Here is a 21,315-nt window from a genome sequence, read left to right as displayed (position 1 = left end):
CGCAAGGTGTTGTCAAGCGTTTTGTGAAAATATTTTTGAGTTTTTGGGGAACCTATACACAGTAAAGGTTTGAGCTGTCCTTCACCGCTCCGGTATCCCCTGGCTGACTCCTCTTTTAACTATGGGGTCTTTTTTTAGACCAAAATTACGGCTTTGGGGCAGACTCTCTCCCGCGAATCGGTAGAAGAACTCAGTGGTTCAATATGATGATGGGGCTTACTGGGACTAGAGCTAAGGCAAAGTTAGAGTGTAAGCTGTGAGGCTGCATCATGGGCTTAGGATGACAGAAGCAGGCTGGTGCATGAGTCATATATATGTAAGTGGTGTCTGCATTTCTTGGACTTTACTGAGGGACGTTTGGGTCTCAGATTGAGCCGATCGCCCTTAACAATTCCTCTGATTCAAAATCCAGAAGCTGACACGACACGGTACTCTAACCCAGATCAAACTCCCAGGAATCGATCGCCCGCAAATACACTCTTCTGAATTACACCCCCAAACTCCTTCAGTTACGCCAGTTATCAGCCTTTGATGATCGAGGGCGAGTTGGTATCCTCAACATCTACATCTAAAAAGTGCAAGTGACTCTCTTCCTCAGTATTGACAGCAATCACCAAACCTCTATTCCCCCAGGGAGCTATCGCCCGGGGCGAGGCGGGGCTGCTAAAACTCCCTACTTGAATCCCTTGACTGTTTACCACCTCTATCTGCCCTCCAACATCTGCCAACACCCATCCCCAATTAGCCACACAAGCAGACACAGGCAAAGTTTCAAGAGGAATTCGCGCTACCTTGAGTGGCCACAATTTCATCAACAGCACCGCCGCTTTACCACCTTGAGGAATTCCCAGCAAAGTATAAGGCTCAGGTGTCAACAGCATCTGTCTGACACTGGCAGACAACCGCACAGAACCCACAGGCGTGCCACGACGAGTGTAAACTCTAAAAATAGTTTGGGGATTTTTTGGTTCGTTGTCCGGCCAAACTGCTAAGACGTGTCGCCGATCCAAAAACATTAATTCTGGTAAATAGTGTTCTGGTAACGGCACAGTAGCGATCAGCTTCAGCGCTTTTTTCGGATCGCCCGCAGTGCTGTTTCCAGCTAAAGAATAAAAACGCAGTTCGCCGGGAACCGCTACTGTCAACCAGTTGCCGTGAGAGTCTACAGCAGCTTTAAAAGCATCTGGACCTTGCCTCAAACCCATATCCAGCAAACATTGAGGCTCCCAAGAGCGCTCATTGAGCCAGTAAAGTTTTTGCGGAGTGAGAACGCAGCAGCCGTGAGAAACAGGTAAAATGCCCCGCACAATTTCCGCCATTAATGAAATAGAAGTAGACATTTCTCCTGTAACTAGCTGTTTTCCCGGCTGAGACCAAACCTTGACCTCTGTACCTACAGCAGCATATAGATACGTTTCAGTGGCAATTAAAGCGGTCAACGGTGCAGGAAGTATCAGTGGCTTTGGCTGCGAAAGCGAATAGCGCACAGTCCCAAGTAAATTAATAGCCGACTGTGATGCTTCTTCCTCTTCAACTTCCAGCAAAGAGTCAGTTTCCGATTTCAGACTTTTATCAATACTGGTTGTGGGGCTTTCCCAAGGAATAATGCAGTCGCCCAATTGCCTGACAGCGGGGTCGTACATGATCAGCCGCAGAGCTTGAGCCATTTGGGAAGCACTGGCAAAACGGCGGGCTGGCAGCTTTTCTAAAGATTTTTTGACTATTGCTTGCAAAGGTTCGGGGATGGCGTCGGGAAATTGCAAGCGTTGATTCAGGTGTGCCCACCTCAAGTCTCCGGGGGTTCCCCCGAAAGGGCGGTAGCCCATTAGCAATTCAAACAGCAGAATGCCTACTGCATATATATCTGACATCGGGGAAAAAAGACCGTAAAACCGCTCAGGGGCCATGTAAGCGGGGGAACCTACGGTAGCGTCGGGAGAAAGTTCTTGGTGGAGGCGAGTGGTACCAATTTCTGGCAGCCGACGCGCGATGCCAAAGTCAGAAAGCCGGGGCGACCAACCTTTTGCTCCTAAAGTTAGGAGGATATTTTCGGGTTTGATGTCGCAGTGAACTACGCCTCGGCGGTGGGCGTAGTCTAAGCCGGCTAAAACTTCCATGACTAGCTGTAAACCTTCGAGCAGACGCAAGGGGCGGTCTTGTTTGAGTAGGTTGCGGAGGGTTCCTCCCTCGCAGTAGTCCATAACCAAGTACCTGCCTGTAGCTGTGTGTTCTAGAGCTCGGCAGGTAACAATGTTGGGGTGCTGCAATGTGATCAGAAACCACAGCTCTCGCAAGAATTCGCTAGTTGGGGCTTTTTGATGACTAAGTTCTTTCAGAGCAACCAGTTGGCTGGTGAGGCGGGAGTCCTGGGCGGGAGCTTCTCGAACGCTGGCACAAAAGACTCGACCAAATTGTCCTTGTCCGACTAGCCCTAAAATGCGGTACTTAGAATGTTGCATCGGTCTAATTATAGAAAAAGCTTGAGCTAGTATTAAAATATGTAAATAATTCTGACAAAAATTCAAATTTTTGAATCGCTCGCCAGGTACAGCCTATGTTATCTCAGGTTCATTCTCAGCCTCCTTGAGAGCGATCGCACACTCGCACCTACTAAAATCCTTGAGCTTCGGAATCACTATCAATCTTGCCGGATGCCGGTATCTGATCGGGAACTACCTGTGGCTGCTATTTTAGTCGATCGCGACTATTACAGTTTTTTCAATGCCATCCAGAAAGTATCTAAGGTTTTAGCTTTTCAAGGCTAAGCTGGGGAATCGGGGCGAGGGAACAGCGATATGACCAAAACAGAAGTGCGGTTATGCCATAGGGGTTAGAGAGCCAGAAGCCGATGCTTTCGTCAAGGCATCTTAACCTTTTTGAGTGTTAGCCAAATTTTTTTGCGCTTTGAATAAGTTGATCGTAACTTGCTAAATACTGAAGTTGACAGGAGTAAACATCAATATGGTTAAAATTATTAAACTAGATCCCATTGCGGAGGAAATAGCAGTCGAAACCCGATCAAATATCCTGTCTGCCTTACTTTCCAAAGACTTAGACGTTCTCAAGGAATGCGGGGGGCGGGGAATGTGCGCTACCTGCCATGTTTACATTAAAGAAGGCATGGAAGGCTTGTCGGACATGAACCGCCGCGAGAGAAGAACGTTGGAAGTCATTACTACGGCTAAAGCCAATTCGCGACTTGCTTGTCAGGCTCAAATTATGGGTGAGGGTGTGGTTGTACAGTTGCCTGCGGGGATGTACATTAATGCGATTGAAAATGTCGAAGCTTTGATCGGTCGCCGGGCCCAGCAAGATTTATTACACCCAATTACGGGTCAAGTAGTTGTAGAATCGGGAAAGTTAATTACTCGTTCTATCGTTACACAGCTTAATGAAACCCGCTTTCAAGTAGGACAGTATTTAGTTCGGACTAAAGAAGCTTAAAACTGATATGTTTGTATTTTAGTAGTAGAGAAAAATCTATGTTGAGCCAACTTGCGCGTTTGAGCACGGAAACAGATGGACGCTACGCCAGTGCAGAAGAACTCCAATTTTTGAAAGACTACTTTCAGTCTTTGAATCACCGGATGAGTGCTTATAAAAAAATTCAAGCCTCTGAAACAGAAATTATGCGGCAAGTGGAAGCACAAATGCTGTCTCTAGACCCTAATTTATTTCGCCGGGGGGCTAACGATATGACTGAAAAGTGCCGTGGAGATATTGTGCGGGTGTTGAGGCATTCGGCTGCAGCACTGTTGATTAATGATACTGAACGGTTGCGCGATCGGCTACTACTTTGGTTGCAAACTATTTTAGGCGCTGTTCAAGTTAGAAATAGTGCAACCGTGACCTATGATGTGATGAAAAAAGTCCTTAAACAATATCTCACGGTGGAAGAAAGGAACCTATTTTTTCCGATTCTGGACATTAACCGCACATTGCTGGGCAAATAATCAAGGGGGTTGACCAGTTAACGCCAATAAACTGTGCCGTTAGGAAGAGTGGCTCCAATCAACTTCGCTCCCGTCAAATCCGCCTCAGTGAGAATCGCTCCCCGGAGGTTGGCTCCTGTCAAGTCAGCTTTCTGCAAGTTGGCTTTACTCAGGTTAGCTTTGGTCAAGTTAATTTCATGCAGGCAAGAATTAGACAGGTCGGCATTGATCAGGTAGGCTAGACTCAAGTTGGCTTTGCTGAGGTTTGCCCCGCTTAAGTTAGCTTCCATTAGATAAGCACCGCTCAAGTTGGCTTCGTTCAACAATGCCTCTGCCATATTAATTCCAGTTAAAAGTTTGCGGCTCAAGTCTACACCGCTGAGGTCGGCCCCGCTGAGGTTAATACCGCTTAAGTGGCTGCCATTCAAAGTAATGTTTCTCAGGTAGGTTTTGCTGAGGTCTGCTTTGCACAAATTGGCTCTATCCAAGCAAGCTTCGCTAAGGTCTGATCCGATCAAGCACGCGCCGTTTAAATAGGCTTGAGTGAGGTTAGTTCGCCTAAGATTTGCTTTCAACAGGTTGGCTTTGCTGAGGTTAGCACGGGTTAAGTTGGCTCCGGCTAGGTTGGCTTTGGATAATTCGGCTCCGGTGAGCTGTGCTTCGGTCAAGTCTGCCTCTTTCAAACTCGCTAGACTTAAGTAAGCATCTTTGAAGTTGGCTCCGTTGAGATTGGCTTTAATCAGATAGGCTTTACTGAGATTGGCCTCGGTGAGAACGGCTTTGGTGAGGTTAGCGGCGCTCATATCTGCACCTATGAGATTAGCATTGGGAAGATTTGCTCCGGTCAGGTTTGCCCAATTCAGATGAGAGCCGGCTAGGTTGGCGCCGGTGAGATTAGCACCGATGAGATTAGCTCCGCTCAGACTGGCTGCCATGAGGTTGGCGCCGGTGAGATTGGCTCCGCTGAGGTCAGCTTTGCTGAGATTGGCTCGGCTCAGATGGGCTTTGGTGAGGTCGGCCCCGCTGAGGTTAGCGCCGATTAAGTAGGGTCGTTGCTGGTGTTGGTTGAGGTTTGCCAAAATTAGAGTTGGGGCATCGCTGGAACGGTATAAATCGATCGGACTCAACACAATGCCGCGCAGATTTGCCAGTCTAAAATCTCTTTCGCCGGCTGCATATCGAGTTAGAAGTTCATTGGCGTCCATTAAGTTCTAGCAAAATGTTTGAGGTTTTGATGGCTTTTAAATTTTATGAGTTTCTAGAGTAAGTTATGAAGTTTCTAGCTGCTAGTTATCATCAGGTTTTATTTGAATTGCTAAAACCTTATTTTTTAACTCACGAGCTTTTTTATAATTTAACTCACAGTTTTGATGATACGGTCGATAATATGGCTGCCCAAAAATCGATTTGACAGCTATTAGCAACAAACTAATAGCTGTCAAATAAGTCAGTTTTTTTGAAAAAGTTGACTGAGAATAGCTTCATGGTCTTTTCCTTCTTCGACCATAGAATCTGCTGGTTGGAGGCGCTCGCGCAGCCCTAAAATAAAGCGGTTGCAGTCCGAGCCCAATGATTCGCAGGATGTTTGCAGGCAGTGAAGTTCTCGACCCGTAAGCTGACTAAAGAAAGAACTTAAAATACCTGCTTCTAAAAAACAGGCTGGTCGCTTAGACTTGGGGGCTGTTTTAGCAAAAAGAGAGTTGGCAATTTTTACTATTAAAAATCCCTGTTCGGAATAGCTGGGATCTAGATCAAATGTTCCCCATCCATGAGTTTTCCAACACTGCTGCAAGGACTGAAGAAATTCTACCATTTCCATTTCAGAAACTGGCTGACCGTAGTATTCGCTGACTTCTTCGCAAAAACGCACGTAGAAGTTTTTACCCCACCAGCGACCGCAGTTGAAAAGCACGAGGCGGGAGGCTTGACCTGTTTCTTTTTCTAAGCCAATATAAATAGCTTGAATCAGTGTTTCTGGGAGTGCTAAGAGCCGATCGCCCCGGCGGTTTTCGAGGAGACCGAGTTCGAGGTCGCCTCGGACGTAGGCATCGCTGGCAAAGTAGTTTCCCGGTAGTCGGGGCTGTTTGAGTAAGTCGGCAATATTAATCATCGGGAATTGGGAATTGGGAATCGGGAATTGGAAATTGGAAATTGGGAAGAAAGCTGATTATTTATTACCTTGGTCAATAATAATTGACTGTGCTTGGTCAAAAAATGGTTGCAATATAGCCCGGGCTTGCTCGGAAAGCAATTCTTTTAAACGAGTTTGCAGCAGATTGCAAACAGTTGCTTCGATTTTTTGAGTTTGGTGGGCTGCGACTATGCCGGAAAGCCAGTCTACAAGGCGCTGTTCGAGAAAATTTTGATCGTTTAGCAGCATAGCCATAGCGCAGTACCGCAAGACTAACACCCAATGTTTGAGCGATCGTTCTAAGGTTTCTTGTTTTTCGTCGGGGAATGTTTCTTGTAGTTTGTTGGCTACTGGTTGGAAGATGCTTGCTTCCTTCTCTCGCAAAAATTCGTAAATTTTTAAGCGCTGGACAAGGGTTACAGCTTGACGCTTAAAAGCCATGAGTTCTTCGCCTTTTAAAAAGCGGTTTTCTGCCTGATCCAGCAGCGCCTCAATCTCAGGGTGCATGATTTTAATTAAGTGGTAATCGGTAATTGATAAAAGGAAGGAAGTTCGGCAACGAGCTATGTACGGGATTTAACGGGTTTAACTAATGGATTTTGAGGGATGAGGAAAGATGGGTGAGGGAAGATGGATGAGGGATTGCCCTATTTTTTATTTTCCATTTGGCACACAGATTAAAACAGGTCAAATAGGTCATCAATGGTGACTTCTGCTTGTTCAGAAATAGAAATTACTGGCAAGGGTGGCGGTAGGGGTAGGGCACCTACTTCCGGAATTCCTTCCCAAGAAATAGCTTGAAAAAAGTCTGCTACTGGCTGGGTTAAACTCAGAAGTTGACCGGGAGTCGAGCCATTTGGGGTTTCTAAAGATTTTCCCAGCCAATTATAGTGACCAAAGAATTCTTGGACAGATTGGTCCAACCATGAAGTTTGACTTTTCATCTTTCTTCCTGCCTGGAGAAATCCACCATCGCACTTTCATCGCGAAATTGGTGGGAGGAAAGGCAGGGCAGGGGATGTGCCTTTCCAGGTTGTTTACCGCAATATTTCACCGTGTTGCAGTCGATTTTGAATATCGCGGGCGTTCGCACCTTCGTTGAGCCAGAATGCTGCTGCATCAATTTTATCTGGGTTGCCAAGCAGGAACTTGCAATAGGTTTCTCCCATTGAGTAACATTGGAGTTCTATGCAGCTCAGAGGCTTTTTGACTAAAGAGCCGAAGAAACCGGCGAACAAACCGGCGTATAGGTGACAAACCGGTTTGCCTACGTCGCCCAATGTGCGAGCAACTGCTGAGTCAAAGAGGTTGATGAAGATGCAGCCGTGTTTGCGATCGCTCATGTCCACTTCCCAGCGACCCCAACCTTGAGCCGTGAAAGGCCACCACCAAGTTTCTAGCAGAAACATGAGATTTGACTGGCGAATGTTCTGGCTGTATTCAGCACTAAACCATTTTTGAAAAAATTCGGAATCTTGGAGTCCCCACTGGCAACCAATAGTATACATGATGACAGAGGACGCGGGGCCGACTTCTTCTTCGAGCCCCTCCACCAAACCGATAATGAAGTCTTCGCTGGTAAAAATGTTACGCGACTCATTCCAGTCGTCAATTGTACCCATCTGGCGATCGAAGGCAAAAAAATCCTGAAACCTATAGTGGCTGTGAGTTTTAGGATGCTTTTGCTTCAGTAGCGATTCGCTGTGGCGGGAGATTTCTTTTTTGGCGGTAGAGACCATTGGCGGGTTATTCCTTTTTGGTGTAGTTTGGCGAAAATTAGAGTCAAAGAGACGGGCCTGTGTATCCAATTTAACTTTATTTTTCTAAAGGCAGGCACAGGGTACAATTTTTTACGACTATATAAAAATTAAAAATTCTAGGATGCTAAATTTGGGGGCTGGTTGGGAGTTCTGCCTGCGGACAACTGCTCTCTGAGTGCTGGCGAAAGTGGGTATAACCTTAAACGGCTATGTGTTATCGTTTTGTGCAAGCTGTCCACTATATATATAGGGCATATGGGGATGAAAAATCACGCTTGTATTGCAATAGGCATCAATCAATATCAGTTACTCCAGCCTTTGAGTTATGCCCAAGAGGATGCAGAGGCCCTGTACGGTTTTTTGACTGAGGAGGCGGGTTTTGCGCCGGATGGATGTCTGCTGATGACCGATAGCTCGCCATCGCTGTGGGGTCAATCTACATATCCAAATCGGGAAAATATTCTGAGGTTGACCCAAAGGCTGTGCGCGGAACACGTGCAACAGGGAGATTTACTCTGGTGTTTTTTTAGCGGCTACGGTGTCAGCTATGAAGGTAAGGATTATTTGATGCCGGTTGACGGCAATCCGGCTGACATCCAGGGTACGGGGATTCCGGTAGAGTTGCTGTTGAATACTCTGAAAAACGCTCCTACGGAAACGGTGTTGGTGCTGGTTGATATGAACCGCAGCCAGATTGTGAAAGCGGGGGAAACGATCGGCTCTCAAACGGTCGAGCTGGCCCGGGAACTGGAAATCCCAACGGTGCTTTCTTGCCGCCCGAATCAAGTTTCGCGGGAAACTTCGGCTTTGCGTCAGGGGTTTTTTACGACGGCGCTTTTGGAGGGGCTGCGATCGGGACAGTGCATGACTATTAAGGGTTTAGACCGTTTTTTGAGCGATCGACTGCCGGAGCTGTGTGACCACCATTTGCGTCCGAAACAAGAACCTTTGATGGTGGTGAATCCTCCAGGAAAGGCTAATTTGGTGATTTTGCCCGATGCTTCAGGGGTACCAACTGCTGCGTTGGCAGGACGCAACGGCAATATGGCGGTTGGTACGGCTGATGGGTTCGATCGCCCGCAAATGGCGATGGCTACGGCTCGAATGGATGTGCCTCCGGCAGTTCGTAACGCTCAGGATTCGTCGGTTGAGATGCCACCTGTGTCGCCACCAAATGCTGTGGGCCCGGCTGATGGGGGGGGCGATCGACCGAACTTGCAAAAGCCGGAGGATGAGCATAACGGGGGGTCGGATAAGTCATTTTTGCAGCAGCTAGTTTTATGGAGTTCAGCTACGGCTTTGGTGCTGCTGTTGGGTGTTTTTGTGACGAACAAATCAATTTTTGTTGGTCAGCAGGAAGGAGATCCTCGATCGCCTGCTAAAAATGCCGAAAACTCTGGATCTCAAAAATTTACTGGTACTGGGGGATCGCAGAACCAACCGCGGGCGCTGCAAGCGGGGACTGGAACCAAGCAGCCACCATCCAGCCAGCAGGTGTGGGCTGAGGCGAAAACTTTCCTCAAAGATGGTTCGGCTTCTAGTTTTAATAGAGCGGTGGTTAAGGCTCGAACGATTCCGGCTAGCGATCCGCTCTACCCGCAGGCTCAGCAGGATATTGAGCGCTGGAGTTTAACGATTTTGGATATAGCTAACGGGCGGGCTGCTCGGGGCGATTTCCAGGGGGCGATCGGCGCGGCTAAATTGATGCCGGATGTCAATCAGCCTGTTTACAATCAGTCGAAACAGGCGATCGCTCAGTGGGAGGAGCTATCCAAAGACCAGGATGTAAATATTGCTTTGCTATCGGCTGCTAAGCGTCAAATTAAGCGGGGGGTTGCCTCTTCTTACAGTAAAGGCATCCAGCAAGCTAATAAAATTGAACCCGGTCAGCCGAAGTATGCAGAAGCTCAACAGTTAATTGGAGAGTGGAGCGAAAGTATTCTCAAAATTGCTCAGTTGCGCGGCTCTCAAGGAAAGCTGAAAGAGGCAGTTGAAGCTGCTTCGCTGGTGCCGTCGGGTACTAAGAGTTATCAGCCGGCTCAGAAGGAGATCGCCAATTGGAAAACTAAGCTCCAACGCCAGCAGAAAAAAGGTTGATTTAGTTGATAATTTCTCGGTTTCCCACCGGGAAATTATTTTAGCGACTGGCCGAAGTAGGTCGATCGATCGCTCGATACCTTTTGATACTGCCAAAAGAGATCTACACATCGATAATTTAAAACCAATAATTTTATTCACCATTTCCCCTCCGCAGCTTCTGCGCGAGGGGATTTTATATGCTGCCTGGTAGGTTAGTTTTTGTAGAGCAAAAGATATTGTATGAGCTGTTAATGGGGGGTTGCATAATAGCGTGATGATTTTAAGTTTTTTTGCGATCAACCCATGATCCCGAAGGCGTGTATTTTCAGAGCAGGCGAGACGCCTAACCCTAGTCCCCACAAGGTCTCAAATTGTGCAACCAGGTTAATTAATATTTTAAATTCACGTCCAAAGTTCCCTAAATCTGCACCTGCACCGTCACAAATGAGTTGTCATTAACAATAAGCATTGGTGTTAAAATGTTTACTAAGAATCATGAATAAAGCCTAAATAAGTTAAGTTAAAATTAACTAAAACAGTTAATTTTTGAATTCTATTCGGTATGTTTGTTACCTAAGTTTATAGTTTATTTTAACTTAAATTATCATCAAATTTAACTATATCGAATTGCTATCTCAGGCAAGTGGCTAAGGCAAAATCGCTTTAAACAATTGGGTATGCAGAGTTAAAAATTTTTATCCCTCTTCGTGGGCTATTAGGAGCGATCGACGGATGGAAGACTGTTTAAACTTGTACTGTTTTTAAATTATGAACAGTGACATATCTGTTATGAAATATACAAAAGGAGCCGTTACTGGCAATTCTGGCGGAGGAGCGATCGCCCCCAATGAATTCAGGAAACAGATTCACCGCCACAGAGTACAAATTATCTGGATTCGCAAGCTGCGAGTCTTCGTTAGCCCGGAGATGATAAAGCTGCCTTAATTAACACAAATAAGGGCTTTGCACGAAAATCCAAAAAATATTTTCTTGAGAAACAAGAATAAAAACTTGCTCGCTTATTGTAGCCGCGGTAACAACACGTATGCCTGAAGTTATAGTCCACAGCCAAGTCTACGGGATGATCTAAATCAATAGGGTGATGTGGCAGTGTGGGGGTGTTAAGAGGGGCGCTCGAAGAGGAATGTTCCCGGAGCGATCGCTTCCCAATCGGGGAGTCTAAAACCTAGGAAGGCAAGGAGTTGGAGACAATGCTGAACTTTTTGAGTTCAGGAAAGTAGCGTTAGCACTAAACTCTGCCGTATTGTGGAAATCGAGCCAAATTTGTAACAGTTCTTAACTATAAATAATTCTGCCAAAACTGCTAGCATAGTGACACTTTTGCTAGCAAAAACAGATAAAGTAAATAAAGTTGGCTAGCTCTAGACCCCGCGATCCCCAGGATGGGGATGTTGAATCAATTTGATTCATACCAACTGGTTTTAGAGTTACAATCGGAATCAAAGCATCGCTATTTAACTGAGTTCTTTACTTACTTTTACTTTCAGCTATGAACGTGGATTTTATCAAAGCCCAAGTCAGGTTGCTACAGGGTGCAAGTTCATCGGAGCGAGAAACCCTTATTAAAAACATCGGCGTCTGTGCTGGCGTGATCCGACCGGGAGAGTACGTGACGCCGCAACGGAAGCACGCTATCACTCTCTGGCTGCAAACAAATGCGGTTCGCCTCCGGCTTCCCCAACTTCCTCTGGACTTATCAGGCCAAAAGCCTTAACAGGGAAGTCATCAAGAGGTAGCGACAGAATCAAAGAAATTAGTCAATCTTACCTAAAAGTGCGTTTTTATTGAGCTGTACAGGATCAATGAAACACGATTAAGATTGAAAAAATGTTTGTAGGGAAAGTTGGGCTCGAAAACACGCCTGTGGAAAAGAAGCGGCCGACCGCCTTGCTAGAAACAGGAAGTGAACGTCAAACCTGCTCTAAAAGTAGATTTGAGTAAGTTTCACAGAAAGGATTATTCTGCACAACTATAACCTGGGTTATTTGCTTTTAGATTTGAGATTCACGATTTAGCTCGTACTGGATAAATTTGCTATTTGTGGATCGCCTGAAAAATTATCCTATTCAATAGGTATAACTAATTACAGGGGCAGTCATTGAACTGCCCTTACTTTTGAACCCCGATGCGAAACTGCTGCAAGTTACAATAAAAACATCTACTTGCAGATAGAGTTTAGGCGAACTCTCATGTAAGCTGCTGCGGATCTATATTATTTGGTATGTTCGAGAGAAGGGGAGAGGGGGAGAGGAGTTGACGAGCTTTAATAGGGAATTAATATCATCAAACAGAACGAGTTATAGCAATCCTTGCAGGAGTCCTACAAAGATGTAGGGATAGTGCCTTTCTTTGCCTACCCCGGCCTCATGGGGGCAACCACGGAGGGGTTTGCCCCTACAAGAATTACATAAAGGATTTAGGATGGCTATATTACAATTCACTTGCTTTCTAATATATTTTTCCACAAAAATACTGTGAGCAAAAAACAAAAATTTCCTTATTTAGTTGGTTCCCGATGGACTTCACACCAAAAAACTTGGGGGTGGCGACACTTTCAAGTCGTCAACCGAAAAAACGAAGGTAAATGGGTATTTGCAGAAATGGTGGCGGCTTGCGATCCAAATGTCCGTTTTTGGCTGAACGCCGCACAGCTCAAAGACAGATCCCTCTGGCAAGCTGGATGGCAGTCTACGCAAGAATTAGAGGAACTAGAAACTGCCGACTAAAAGACAGGGCTGTGGGGTAGAGTGAGGGGAACTTCCGCCGCCTCCTGCTATCGTTCCGATCCAAACCAATACGGAGTGAAACTTTGCAGGTTTTGAAAAATCTTTTACATGACTACAAGTTCGGAAACCCTTATGTGGCAGCGTTTTTGCTTAAGTAAGTCGGTTGAATGCGTTTTGTAGGGTAGTGTACTTTTTTCTCTACTAAGGCGATAAGTTAAATTGACTAAGGTCGATCGTCCCATATTTCCAGCGGCACAGGGCGCAACCTTCCGGCGACTTCTACACTCGGCCAATTCGGATCGAAAGTCAAATTTTCCAACGTTCCATCGCTGTGAATTACAAATGTATCCTCAATTTTTGCTCCCGACAAACTCGGATTCCAAGCCACAGCCATATTTTCTGCCAAAATATCTGAAGTTGCCGGATTCGCCACAATTTCCCGCGCCAAATATCCGGTAGTTCCGCCTTGATGATGTTCCGCAATTGCTTGAGGATATCCGTGTTCTTCGTAAGCAGTTTTAAGCGTATCATAAACCGCATTCAGCGTTACTCCCGGTCGGCAAAAATTTAGCGCGGCTGCTTCAATTTCTCTGACTTTTCGGTGTAACTCGGAATGCTTTTCTCCAAGAAAATCGAAACAGACAAATCTGGTTAAATTTGCATACAAACCCCATCCCCTAGCGCAAAATACTAACATTGCTTGTCGTCCAATTTGTTCGGCGGTTGCTGTGGCGTGGCGGTACAGCGGCAAACGCCTTTCTCCAGCAACTAATGTCAGGGCTGGATGCAAACCTCTCGCCCACAAAGCCTCTGCACCGGCTCCGGCTAGCTGATATTCTGTCCATGTGGGTTTGGCTGCAGAAAGTACCTCTGTCATCGCTTCGCTGGCTAAACGGCCGACTCGCCGGTATCGCTCTAATTCGCTTGACATCATTGTCTGTTTGCGGGATTGTAAAGATGCGATTATTGGCATTTCTTGGGAATTTGGCCGATCGCTCATCACGTTACCGCCACCACTAATTTCTTTGACAAAAGCTTCGCGCTGTGCAACATCTGCCCAAGGATAGATGTGCATTTGAAAGTTGGCGGGCAATTCTTCATCTTGCAAGCGTTGAGCTTCGATTTCATCGGTGAGAACCCAAGCTGTTTCGGCGGTAATTAAAAGTTCTGCCACTCCAGTTTCTGCGGTTAGCAATACTGTATGGGAGCCGCCGGCTGTGGCCCAGGCAAACCAGTCTGTACCGCGCAAGCGAAGGGCGATCGCTTTTGTTTCGGTTAAGGCTTTGCGGATGAATTCGAGTTTTGTATCGACTTCTTGGTTTAATGAGTTTATCATCTGCTTTCTTGCATCTAAATTATATTTTTAGGGCGGTCGGGACACCCCACGAAGAAGGAAGAAAATCCATTATTTTAGTCAGCATTTCCTCAATCTAAAATCTAAAATCTAAAATCGATAGATACGGCTTGCAATTCTTTAGCTTTTTCTTCCGGTAAAGCGTCGTTGGCAAACATTCCGGCGGCGAGTTCGGTTCCTGCTAGGTATTTTAATCGATCGCTCGATCGATAGGGCGGATAAAATTGGGCGTGCAAATGCGCTTCTGGATGGGGTTTCCCGTCTGTGGGCCCTTGAAACCAAGCCATCAAATAAGGGAAGGGGCGATGCCACAAACCGTCGTATTTAAGGGTGACTGTTTTTAAGGCCTTAGCGAGTGATTGCCGCTGTTTTTCCGTCAAATCGACAAATGTAGCAGCGGGGGCGATCGGGGCAATCCACACTTCGTAAGGGTAGCGAGCACAAGCGGGGACAAAGGCGATCGCCTCTTCGTCTAAATAAATAATTCGCTGGTTGTCGGAAATCTCTTTTTGAATCAAATCTTGCAGCAAACCGCTACTGTTTTTTTGATAGTAAACGGATTGACATTCTAACATCCGCGCCGGCACCGGAGGCACGAACGGATAAGCGTAAATTTGACCGTGGGGATGGTGCAAAGTTACTCCGACTTCGACACCGCGATTTTCAAAGGGCAAGACGTATTGAATTTCGGGATGGCTGCCAGTAACTGAAGTGCGATCGGCCCATACTTCTAACAATAATTCCAAGTGAGATAATTCCAAAGAACCGAGGGAAGCCAGCGGATCTTGAGTGAAAACCACGACTTCGCAAATGCCTTTGGCTGGCAAAGTTTCGACAATATTTGCAGGTGCATTTTTTGCTTGCAAAGTCATCGAGGGAAATCGATTGTCAAACACTGCGACATCGTAATCTCCCGGCGGCAATTCTGTCGGAAACTTAGGGTTAATTGTAGCTGCCAGCGGGTTGTATTCCGGCGGCGGCATGAAAGTTCTTCCCTGACGGTGGCTGGCGTATGCTACCCATTCCCCCCGCAAAGGATGCCAGCGAAAGTGAGGGTTTGCTTGTACGGGTTCATTGCTGGGACTTACGGCCGCGATACCTTCTGGGATTGGGTAGCGGCTGTACAGTGTGAGTGGGCGGCCGTCTGGTTTTAGCAATTTTTGGGCGTACATTTTTTGTAGGGGCGGGCGATCGCGTTTAATATATGTTATGAGTATAACTTCGTGCTTTGAGAATCCGCCCCTACCTAAAGTCGCAAATTATGTTAAAAACTTGAGTTGGCAGTACCAACGTCAGCCTACCGTCTGCTATTGTAGAACGGGCCGGAGAGCTCGGATCTGGATTAAATTTAAATGCGTAGCAGCTTACGATCGCAATTCCCAATTACCCAGTATATTTATTGATCGACCATTCGATCGAGCTTTTCCTTAACCAACAAGTCTAACAACGATCGCAACACAAACAAGCCACCGAATCCCGAAACCGCAAAAGCTGCGATCGCCCCCGTTTGATATCCGCCCACTAGCAGCACAGCACCCGACAAAAACACAAAACCAGTCAAACAAGCGAAAATTAGAGTTTTCAGGGCTAAATTAATGCGTTTCAAGGCTCTTTCGCTCTCGATATTTCGGACTCTAATTTGCAGTTCGCCCTCTTCAATTCGCTGCTCCAAACGCTTGAGAAAAATTTGCGATTTGCTGGGCTGCCGTAACTTATATGTAATAAAACTTCGCGCTTGCCTTGCCAATTCTCCGATCGCATTTCCTCGCCCCTTGCTCACCGCAATACTTTTGACAAAAGGCTGAGCGGATGCTAGGAAATTATAGTCAGGGTCGAGAGTTCTAGCAATGCCGTCGAGAGTCGTCACCGACTTGATAATAAACATCATTTCTGCAGGCAAGCGAAACGGTTGCTGCTCGAACATGATATAAAGTTCGTTCTTAATTTCATTAAAAGCTTGAAAGTCGATCGGCTTATCAATAAACTTATCCAACAGAAAAGCAATCAACCTGCGTACCGGCATCATATCCGGCATCGGCTCAACCAAGCCGATCTTAATTAAAGTATTGATTACCTCGTCAGTATCCTTTCTCATCACAGCAAAAAAAGTCTTAACCATTTGGTCTTTAGCCAGAGACTTCACCTCAGCCATCATCCCAAAATCGTAAAAAATCAAGCTACCATCTTCTGTCACCGCCAAATTTCCCGGATGCGGGTCAGCTTGAAAAAAACCGTCAATTAACAACTGTTTCAAATAACAGCAAATTCCCAGTTGATTGAGCTTCACAATATCGACTCCAATCGCCTCTAAACTAATGCGGTCGTCCACCTTAATCCCTGGTGCATATTCTAGAGTTAGCACTTTTTTAGTAGTGTATTGCCAGTAGACTTTCGGGACAATAATCTGAGGATATTCTCGAAAATTATGGCTAAAGCGATCGGAATTTTTACCTTCTTGCAGGTAGTCAATTTCTTGATATAAAATCTTAAAAAACTCGTGATAAATAGATTCTAGGTCATATTTGCGCGTCGCAGGCAGATAGCGATCGCAAAAACGCATCACTTGGCGCACCGCCTTTACATCCAAATCAAATAAACTTTCCAAACCCGGACGCTGCACCTTTACAATCACATCTTCCCCGGTGTGCAGCCTTGCTTTGTGCACCTGTCCCAGACTCGCAGCAGCGATGGGCGACGGGTCAAAATCGCGGTACAAAGCATAAATATCCTTGCCTAACTCTGATTCTACAAGAGCGATCGCCTCTTCCGAACTAAACTGAGGAACCCGATCCTGCAACTGTTCGAGTTCCTTCACATACTCGAGCGGCAACAAATCCGCCCGAGTCGAGAGAGACTGCCCGATTTTAATAAAAGTCGGGCCTAAATTCAGCAAAGTATTGACCAACCAATGAGCGCGAATTCTTCTTGTATGAGGCGAATTATTTTGCAGCAGTGCGTCCCACCACAAAAAAAACATAAACTTTCCCGCCGCTGCAAAAATGTCTATTTGCCGTGCCAGTGGCGAATATTTAGAACGTTGCCAACGCAGGGTTTTAGGTGCTGCTTTTGTGAGCATAATATTGGCGATCAAATTCCATGCACCATGACAATTTTTAGGGAACAATCCAGGACGCAGAAACCCGCTGGTACGAAAATACGGGTTGCAGGCTTTTGAAACAGTTAAAAAACTCAGTTTTTTTGGTCTATCTTGCGTAATATCATATCCGACTATACAATTATAATTAAGTTCCTAGTAAGTAATACAAGTCCTGATTAATTCATAAATATAGGACAGTCGTACTCACTACAAACAGGCGCTAATTACGGGCCAATAACCAGACATAATATAAGTCCTGTGGAAAATCAGCAATCGAGAACCGGCAATTTAGACGGCAACTAGATCAACAATTCAAAACAGAGGACTTGGTAGTGTTTACGACATTTCCAAATCTCTCTTTTCTGGCAAGTCTTCTAATTTTGCCTGTTCGCTGCCAATTCCCAACAACTTCTCAACCGAACTATTCTTCTACATTACAGAGTGCCACTGCAAATTGCGGCAGAGTCAAAGTAAAAGATGTGCGCCACAAAGTGTCAGCTTCTGAACTTTCGACCGGACAGCTTGATACATCAATAGTACCATTCAAGTGCTGCACTAAACACTTTACCAGCGCCAGACCCAAACCCGTACCGGCGATAGCTTGGTCAGTAATGCCAGTGCCACGGCGGAACTTATCAAAGATGTGGGGCAAATCAGCAGCAGAAATGCCACGCCCGAAATTAGAAATGCTCAGGACAATATAGCCGGCTGCCTCAGACGCCTCCAAAACTACCGCCGTTCCAGAAGCAGAGTATTTTCCAGCATTCGTCAGCAGTTCCAGCAGTACCCGATTTAGAATGTCCAGATCAGTTTCCCAGCAAGGGGTCAACTTGGGCAAATCCACCTTAAGAGTCAATTGCTTATCCGCCCACTGTTTTTCAAAATCCCCAGCTAAATCTTGAAACAAACGGTTGAGATCGATTTTGATTAGAGAAATGGGGACTTGCTGAGGCTCAAACTGCTTGAGGGCCAGCAAATCGTTAACCAGAGCAGTTTCCTTAGAACACTGCTGTTCTAGAATGTCGAGATACTTAGTCCGATTCGCTGACGGCTGTTCAGCTTGTTTGAGCATCAGAATCGCCAGCTTCATGATTGTTAAAGGGGTACGCAACTCGTGACTCAGAGTGCTGAGAAACTCGTCTTTAATCAGCTTCAATTTCCGCATTTGCTCTAGCTGATTGGCAGATTGTTCGTACAGTTTCCCCTGCACGTCGAGGCTTTGCTGCAACTGAGAGGTTCTGTCGAAGACTAAGGTTTGCAATTCCTTAAGCGTTTGAGTTTGGATAATCATCTTGCTCACTTGAGCGCTGATTGATTCGAGAACTTCTAATTCTTCCGGGTTCCAATTGCGCGGCTTCGAGTGCTGCAAAACCAAGAAACCCAAAACAGTTTCCTGGTAGCTACGGCCCGTGAGGGGAACCAGCAGCAAGCCGCGAATGTCTTGGAGTTTCAAAATTTCTGTGGCCGCTTCTTGTTCTTTGCCGATTAATGCGCCTGCATCAGCGAGGGCGAGGGGTTTGGGTGCGCTGTGGAATGCTTGGTGGCACAAATTAGATTCTGACAGCCAAAAAGCGGGATAGTTATTTGGTTGTGAGTTGGGGATTTTGGATGGGGGATTAGCAGTTTTATCTTTGTTTTTTGTTTTGGATGTTGAGCTTTTTTTTCCGGTAGCGCTTTTTGCTATTGGCTGTTTCTTTGGATTTTTTTTTGCAACGGATTCGCAAACTAATTCGATTTTCGCTTTGGGAGTTTGATTGGGGGAGCGAGTTGTAAATAGAGGATCTGTATATTTCAATAGCAGGATTTGGCCTCTATCTACTTCCAGGGTATCGACGGTATTTTCAATAACTTGCTGCAATATTCGATCGACTTCTGAATTTGTGTCGATCGAGGCAGCAACTGACCTGAGTAGATTTTTGTATTTAGCTTGTCGCTGTAACTGTTTGTTTAAGCTAGCAATTTCTTGAGTTTTTTGAATGTGAGAAATCGCGCTGCCGATCGCGTCTGATGCTGCTTCAAGGCGCTGCCGATCGGCTACCGACCACTCGTGAGGTTGCGACTTACCAACAATCATCATCCCATTTACAGCCCCTCCAAATCGCGCAGGCCCTGCCAGAATTGCCCGAAAAGGCAGCGCAGTCACAGGGGAATTGGGCGATGAAGCTGCCGGAATATCAAGATAGTCGGATATCGCCACTATCTCGCCGTCTGCTAGGACGTTTGCCCAAACAGGATGTTCGAGTGATATGCTAGGCGGTTTTAATCTAGGGGTTTTGGGGTGTTCCGGTGTTTCGGTGGAATCGGCAACACCGGCAACATAGGGGAAATCGCTGCTATTTTGCCAGTAAGCATTCGGATGTACTACTTTTTGGTCAACCACAGCAGTAACTAAACAGAAATCTGCCCCCCATGCAACCCCCAAAGTATTGGCTATTTGCAGCAGGAGGAGTTCTCGATCAAAGCTGGTGGCGAGAATTTGGCAAATTTGTCGCCCAAGAAGGGCAGGATCGACCTGGAACTGCATAAGACGATCCAGAAATTTTTGGACTGATACTGGTTCTGCGATTTGCGGAAAATACAAAGTGCAAGACTCTGACGGCGATCGGTCGATCGAAGTAAAGTCTTGATTTCCCTGGCGATCGATCATGGCAACCAAGCCTTTATTCTAAGATGTTTGAGCCGGCTCCCGCTGCCAATCTAGAACCTTTCCATAACTGTCGGCTTGACCGTTGTTATGAGCCTGCTTTCTGTGTTTGTGCAGCCGGTCGGCGGGTCGCTCGATATGTAAAAATATACCCAGATCTGACCGAGTTCTATTTTCCTGTTTTCTACCCTTTGATCTGTACGGGAGGAACTTTAGCATCCTTTACCGGATGATTATCAACCCCATTCCCGCTAATTTTGACGGCTATTAGTAGTATGAAGGTTTTCTAGAGACCGCTTAGTGACACCCATCTCCTCACCCTGTGATGTTTCCTCTTTAAGTTTGTGATCTTAACAAATTTTTATTTTGATACAAATCGGCCGATCGAGTAATGCCGATCGCAAAAATTCAAAATCCCCAAATTATCACTCATAACTATAGCTGAGAGTTTCCGAGTTTTGACTCAAAAACTCATTTTTCACAACACCGAGAGCAGCGCGGCAAACTCTAGGCTTAAATTTATCAGACTTACCTGCTTACTTATTTTGTGCTTCCTGTTGGGCTTTATCGCTATTTTGGCGGTAAAGTGCCGTCCGGTTCTGAGCCGTTGTGTAGCGGGGATGCTTGGAAGGCACGGCGGCCATCAAATCGGAAGCTTGCTGCCACTTAGCAGCTACGACTAACCAATCCTGGCGAGATTGAGCGGTTTTGCCCTGGGTGGCTGCTTGTTCGGCTACTCGCACTGCTTGGGCAAAAGAGTCAACAGCAGAATTAACAGTCTCCTTAGAAATTTTCAAAGCAGGTTTTGCCTCCGAGGAAGGGGCAGTTGCTACGGCTTGGGTGGTGGCTTGTTTGCTGTTTGGCACTTGGGAATTAAGTCCTTTGTAGATGGCAGTTGCTGCTGCAAGCAACAGCACGGTCAAGCTGATGCCGCCGACGATACCGCGCTGAAATTGCCGCGGTTGCTGCATCGATCGAGGTATAGCCATTCTCGGCAAAGCCCGCTTGCCTGCCACAGCTTGTCGTTCGTGATGCTTGCTCAGAGCTAAACGCTTGAACAAATTCGGCTTTCGGAGTTTAATTTCTTGAGACCACAAAAGTTGATTATCTGGATCGCGGCTAATTTCTTCCAGCCACAGCAGTTGGTGTTCTCGGACAAGCCGGCTGTTGATGTTGACTCGGCGAATATTGTGGGGCGAAATGCGTTCCAAAATTTCTCGGACTCGATCGACCAAACTAGACTCTTCGAGCAGTTGGGGCGTTGCAGCTTCGCACAGCAGTTGCAGCACGCCGTCTGCAAACACGGCTCTGGCCCTCACCCCTACCTGTGCCAGTTCGTCATTAAGGATTTGAATAATCGATGCAACCGAGCCCTCGCGAGCTTGTCGAGCAATGTCATCTATTGGATTTGCCATAAAACTATCTTGACGCTTAGCAATTGTTAATTGTTAACCCAAAGTCTCGGATCTAATTTTTACTCATACAGGTTATCACTGACACTGCCAGGTTAAAATAAACAGATGCAAATCTTGCATACCGATCCACTTAAAATTATCACCACAGCATCGAGC

Annotated in this window: 17 protein-coding genes; 6 read left to right on the top strand and 11 right to left on the bottom strand. The window is 46.2% G+C overall.

What is annotated here, in order from left to right; all coding sequences use genetic code 11:
• Positions 1 to 521: 521 nt before the first annotated feature.
• A complete protein-coding gene (locus tag QUA34_RS21050) occupies positions 522 to 2,459 on the bottom strand; it encodes a serine/threonine-protein kinase (RefSeq protein ID WP_333329558.1) in 1,938 nt (645 codons plus the stop codon).
• A gap of 502 nt (positions 2,460 to 2,961) precedes the next feature.
• On the opposite strand from QUA34_RS21050, the gene QUA34_RS21045 reads away from it, so the two are divergent.
• Complete coding sequence (locus QUA34_RS21045) at positions 2,962 to 3,444, top strand: 2Fe-2S iron-sulfur cluster-binding protein (protein WP_006635922.1); 483 nt, start codon at positions 2,962 to 2,964, stop codon at positions 3,442 to 3,444.
• 38 nt (positions 3,445 to 3,482) lie between these two features.
• Positions 3,483 to 3,953, top strand: a complete 471-nt coding sequence (locus tag QUA34_RS21040; RefSeq protein WP_333329561.1) for a phycobilisome protein — start codon at positions 3,483 to 3,485, stop codon at positions 3,951 to 3,953.
• Between the two features lie 17 nt (positions 3,954 to 3,970).
• Here the strand turns inward: QUA34_RS21040 and QUA34_RS21035 are convergent, their stop codons facing one another.
• The 5 genes from QUA34_RS21035 to QUA34_RS21015 form a co-directional block, all read right to left on the bottom strand.
• Positions 3,971 to 5,137 carry a pentapeptide repeat-containing protein gene (locus QUA34_RS21035; RefSeq protein WP_333329564.1) on the bottom strand — a complete coding sequence of 389 codons (1,167 nt, stop codon included), beginning with the start codon at positions 5,135 to 5,137 and terminating at the stop codon, positions 3,971 to 3,973.
• A gap of 242 nt (positions 5,138 to 5,379) precedes the next feature.
• Positions 5,380 to 6,042: a V4R domain-containing protein gene (locus QUA34_RS21030; protein WP_333329567.1), complete on the bottom strand. Its 663-nt coding sequence runs from the start codon at positions 6,040 to 6,042 to the stop codon at positions 5,380 to 5,382.
• A gap of 57 nt (positions 6,043 to 6,099) precedes the next feature.
• On the bottom strand, positions 6,100 to 6,570 hold the full coding sequence (locus tag QUA34_RS21025; RefSeq protein WP_333211707.1) for a phycobilisome protein: 471 nt from the start codon (positions 6,568 to 6,570) through the stop codon (positions 6,100 to 6,102).
• 170 nt (positions 6,571 to 6,740) lie between these two features.
• A complete protein-coding gene (locus QUA34_RS21020; protein WP_333042386.1) occupies positions 6,741 to 7,007 on the bottom strand; it encodes a hypothetical protein in 267 nt (88 codons plus the stop codon).
• Between the two features lie 93 nt (positions 7,008 to 7,100).
• Positions 7,101 to 7,802: a V4R domain-containing protein gene (locus tag QUA34_RS21015; protein WP_333389123.1), complete on the bottom strand. Its 702-nt coding sequence runs from the start codon at positions 7,800 to 7,802 to the stop codon at positions 7,101 to 7,103.
• Between the two features lie 282 nt (positions 7,803 to 8,084).
• Here QUA34_RS21015 and QUA34_RS21010 point away from each other — a divergent pair, with 282 nt between their 5' ends.
• From QUA34_RS21010 to QUA34_RS20995, 4 genes are all read left to right on the top strand, one after another.
• The gene (locus QUA34_RS21010; RefSeq protein ID WP_333389122.1) at positions 8,085 to 9,920 is read left to right on the top strand and encodes a caspase family protein; all 1,836 of its coding nucleotides are present in this window, start codon (positions 8,085 to 8,087) and stop codon (positions 9,918 to 9,920) included.
• A 771-nt stretch (positions 9,921 to 10,691) separates the two neighbouring features.
• Positions 10,692 to 10,847: a hypothetical protein gene (locus QUA34_RS21005; protein ID WP_333329573.1), complete on the top strand. Its 156-nt coding sequence runs from the start codon at positions 10,692 to 10,694 to the stop codon at positions 10,845 to 10,847.
• A 565-nt stretch (positions 10,848 to 11,412) separates the two neighbouring features.
• Positions 11,413 to 11,637, top strand: a complete 225-nt coding sequence (locus tag QUA34_RS21000) for a hypothetical protein (RefSeq protein WP_006635912.1) — start codon at positions 11,413 to 11,415, stop codon at positions 11,635 to 11,637.
• Positions 11,638 to 12,397: 760 nt separating this feature from the next.
• A complete protein-coding gene (locus QUA34_RS20995) occupies positions 12,398 to 12,649 on the top strand; it encodes a TIGR02450 family Trp-rich protein (protein WP_242725377.1) in 252 nt (83 codons plus the stop codon).
• A 223-nt stretch (positions 12,650 to 12,872) separates the two neighbouring features.
• Here the strand turns inward: QUA34_RS20995 and QUA34_RS20990 are convergent, their stop codons facing one another.
• The 5 genes from QUA34_RS20990 to QUA34_RS20970 all read right to left on the bottom strand — a co-directional run bounded on the left by QUA34_RS20990 (position 12,873) and on the right by QUA34_RS20970 (position 21,159).
• Complete coding sequence (locus tag QUA34_RS20990) at positions 12,873 to 13,985, bottom strand: M24 family metallopeptidase (protein ID WP_333389121.1); 1,113 nt, start codon at positions 13,983 to 13,985, stop codon at positions 12,873 to 12,875.
• Positions 13,986 to 14,086: 101 nt separating this feature from the next.
• A complete protein-coding gene (galT, locus tag QUA34_RS20985) occupies positions 14,087 to 15,175 on the bottom strand; it encodes a galactose-1-phosphate uridylyltransferase (RefSeq protein WP_333389120.1) in 1,089 nt (362 codons plus the stop codon).
• Between the two features lie 224 nt (positions 15,176 to 15,399).
• Positions 15,400 to 17,079 (bottom strand): AarF/ABC1/UbiB kinase family protein, encoded by a 1,680-nt coding sequence (locus tag QUA34_RS20980; protein WP_333389119.1) that lies wholly within the window; start codon positions 17,077 to 17,079, stop codon positions 15,400 to 15,402.
• Between the two features lie 442 nt (positions 17,080 to 17,521).
• A complete protein-coding gene (locus QUA34_RS20975) occupies positions 17,522 to 19,747 on the bottom strand; it encodes a GAF domain-containing sensor histidine kinase (RefSeq protein ID WP_333329585.1) in 2,226 nt (741 codons plus the stop codon).
• A gap of 533 nt (positions 19,748 to 20,280) precedes the next feature.
• Complete coding sequence (locus QUA34_RS20970) at positions 20,281 to 21,159, bottom strand: hypothetical protein (RefSeq protein ID WP_333389118.1); 879 nt, start codon at positions 21,157 to 21,159, stop codon at positions 20,281 to 20,283.
• Between the last annotated feature and the right edge of the window lie 156 nt (positions 21,160 to 21,315).

Source organism: Microcoleus sp. POL10_C6 (genome assembly GCF_036701585.1).
Classification (GTDB): domain Bacteria; phylum Cyanobacteriota; class Cyanobacteriia; order Cyanobacteriales; family Microcoleaceae; genus Microcoleus.
The sequence above is the reverse complement of the archived record's forward strand: the minus strand, read 5'-3'. Positions and strand labels throughout refer to the sequence as shown.

What these genes read in the sequence shown, in the direction of transcription:
- QUA34_RS21050 (WP_333329558.1), bottom strand. Translation starts at nt 2,459, where the DNA reads ATGCAACATTCTAAGTACCGCATTTTAGGGCTAGTCGGACAAGGACAA.
- QUA34_RS21045 (WP_006635922.1), top strand. Translation starts at nt 2,962, where the DNA reads ATGGTTAAAATTATTAAACTAGATCCCATTGCGGAGGAAATAGCAGTC.
- QUA34_RS21040 (WP_333329561.1), top strand. Translation starts at nt 3,483, where the DNA reads ATGTTGAGCCAACTTGCGCGTTTGAGCACGGAAACAGATGGACGCTAC.
- QUA34_RS21035 (WP_333329564.1), bottom strand. Translation starts at nt 5,137, where the DNA reads ATGGACGCCAATGAACTTCTAACTCGATATGCAGCCGGCGAAAGAGAT.
- QUA34_RS21030 (WP_333329567.1), bottom strand. Translation starts at nt 6,042, where the DNA reads ATGATTAATATTGCCGACTTACTCAAACAGCCCCGACTACCGGGAAAC.
- QUA34_RS21025 (WP_333211707.1), bottom strand. Translation starts at nt 6,570, where the DNA reads ATGCACCCTGAGATTGAGGCGCTGCTGGATCAGGCAGAAAACCGCTTT.
- QUA34_RS21020 (WP_333042386.1), bottom strand. Translation starts at nt 7,007, where the DNA reads ATGAAAAGTCAAACTTCATGGTTGGACCAATCTGTCCAAGAATTCTTT.
- QUA34_RS21015 (WP_333389123.1), bottom strand. Translation starts at nt 7,802, where the DNA reads ATGGTCTCTACCGCCAAAAAAGAAATCTCCCGCCACAGCGAATCGCTA.
- QUA34_RS21010 (WP_333389122.1), top strand. Translation starts at nt 8,085, where the DNA reads ATGAAAAATCACGCTTGTATTGCAATAGGCATCAATCAATATCAGTTA.
- QUA34_RS21005 (WP_333329573.1), top strand. Translation starts at nt 10,692, where the DNA reads ATGAAATATACAAAAGGAGCCGTTACTGGCAATTCTGGCGGAGGAGCG.
- QUA34_RS21000 (WP_006635912.1), top strand. Translation starts at nt 11,413, where the DNA reads ATGAACGTGGATTTTATCAAAGCCCAAGTCAGGTTGCTACAGGGTGCA.
- QUA34_RS20990 (WP_333389121.1), bottom strand. Translation starts at nt 13,985, where the DNA reads ATGATAAACTCATTAAACCAAGAAGTCGATACAAAACTCGAATTCATC.
- galT (WP_333389120.1), bottom strand. Translation starts at nt 15,175, where the DNA reads ATGTACGCCCAAAAATTGCTAAAACCAGACGGCCGCCCACTCACACTG.
- QUA34_RS20980 (WP_333389119.1), bottom strand. Translation starts at nt 17,079, where the DNA reads ATGCTCACAAAAGCAGCACCTAAAACCCTGCGTTGGCAACGTTCTAAA.
- QUA34_RS20975 (WP_333329585.1), bottom strand. Translation starts at nt 19,747, where the DNA reads ATGATCGATCGCCAGGGAAATCAAGACTTTACTTCGATCGACCGATCG.
- QUA34_RS20970 (WP_333389118.1), bottom strand. Translation starts at nt 21,159, where the DNA reads ATGGCAAATCCAATAGATGACATTGCTCGACAAGCTCGCGAGGGCTCG.